This window comes from Methanocalculus sp. (assembly GCF_029762515.1).
Classification (GTDB): Archaea; Halobacteriota; Methanomicrobia; order Methanomicrobiales; family Methanocorpusculaceae; genus Methanocalculus.
Genome location: NZ_JARVGN010000441.1, coordinates 1 through 1,779, shown reverse-complemented (window position 1 = coordinate 1,779; position 1,779 = coordinate 1). Strand labels below are relative to the sequence as shown.

The window sequence follows — 1,779 nt, the reverse complement described above, 5'->3', positions numbered from 1 at the left end:
ACTGGCCTCAGTGGGTTGAATGCTCCCACCCGAATGCAGATGAACTCCTCAGGCGGGATGTCGAGACGATCGTCACCTTCTTTAACCGGAAATACCGGATGGGTATTAATCCGGATGATGCACTCTCTGCTATCACCGGGTGATAGGTATGCGGGTCTATGGGATCGATATCGTCAGGGGTTCGGTTCGTTCCCAGTCAAGACGCCCTTCATTTGCACTATGCCGGATTGAAGATGGTGAGATCATCTCTGAGACCGAGGTTTCGCTCTTCCGCCTTCTCAGGATACTCGATGCAGAAGAGCCTGATCTACTTGCAGTTGACAGCCTTCAGGAAGTAGCAGCAGATACAAAAGAGGTTTATCTCTTCCTCCAGTCTCTCCCCCCGAAGACCGAGCTCGTCTGCGTCACCGGCGGCGGTGACCATCGTGAGAGCCTGGCACAGGTTGCAGGCAGGTACAACCTCACCTTCAACCGTTTTGATCCCTTTGCAGAGGCGAGGACATCTGCCCAGGTTGCCTCTCTTGGTGCCGGGAGCCGGGTTGTGGCATTTGCCGATGTATGCCTGATCACCGTCTCGCGAAGGCGTTCTCCCGGCAAAGGCGGCTGGAGCCAGAACCGCTATACGCGGAAGATCCATGGCGCGGTCAGGGCAAAAGGCCGGGAGATCGAGATGACCCTGATTGAAGCAGGCGTACCATATGATAAAAAGGATTTCCGGGCATTCGGCGGCAATTCGCGGGTGATGTTCCATGTCAATGCCAAACGTTCAGAGGTTCCGATCTCAAACTCCCGCGGATCCGATGTGCAGGTTTCTGTCACCCGGCCGCGGCTTGAGCGGATCCGTTTTATTCCCCAGACCAGCAAGCCGGGATACCTGATTGCTGGAATTGATCCCGGAACCACAATGGCACTTGCACTTCTGAGCCTTGATGGAGATCTCATCCACCTCTCAAGCTCACGGGTCACCTCAGTTGCAGAAGCAATTGCAGGGATCACAACCTACGGACGCCCGCTGATCATCGCCTCGGATAAGAAAGAGATGCCGGGAACCGTGGAGAAGATCCGCAGGTCCTTTAACGCCGTCTCCTTCCTCCCCAAAAATGACATTCCGGTCTCCGAGAAGTACGAACTTGCCGCTGATGTCAATTATACAAACGATCATGAACGCGATGCCTATGCGGCTGCAATGCTGGCATACCGGCACTACAAGAACAAGTTTGCCAGCCTTTCGAAAAGACTGCCGCCGGGAATTGCACTCGATGAAGTCCGTGCCCGTGTCGTCCGCGGCCTCTCTCTCGAACAGGCACTCGCCGAGCTTTCAGGAGACGAACTTCAGAAAGCACCTGATGAAGCCGCTGCACCGGAAGCAGCAACACCTGAGCCGAAACAGTCCCGTGAACAGGATGAGATGATCCGCAAGCTCCGGGGGCTTGTCTCCGAACTCTATGAGGAATCACAGAAGAAAAATGAGGAGATCTCCCGACTCCATCGCCTCTTAAAGGCGGAGCGGTCAAAGAAGAAGGAGGCGGTACAACGGGATGCCGAGGTGATCCGTCTCCAGGGGATCATCGCCAATCAGAAGAAATATCTTCGGAAAGAGGAGAGAAGAAATAAAGGGATGTGGAAACAGCTTGAGCGGCTGAAGACCTATGCCGACCTGAAACAGGGAGAGGATCTTGTACCGCTGAAGGTGCTTGATGCCCTCTCCCGTGATGCGATCCGGAGGATGCGGTCTGAGATGGGGATGGCGGCTGATGACTGGATCTACCTCTTGAGAAC

General features: G+C 54.9%; 2 protein-coding genes. Both read left to right on the top strand.

The window, feature by feature from the left end; translation table 11 throughout:
• Window positions 1-143 (top strand): RIO1 family regulatory kinase/ATPase (locus QCH34_RS13370; protein WP_366898645.1); only part of this gene is annotated, 143 nt, incomplete at its 5' end.
• 5 nt (window positions 144-148) lie between these two features.
• The coding region (locus tag QCH34_RS11930; protein ID WP_300334464.1) for a DUF460 domain-containing protein at window positions 149-1,779 on the top strand (1,631 nt) is incomplete at its 3' end.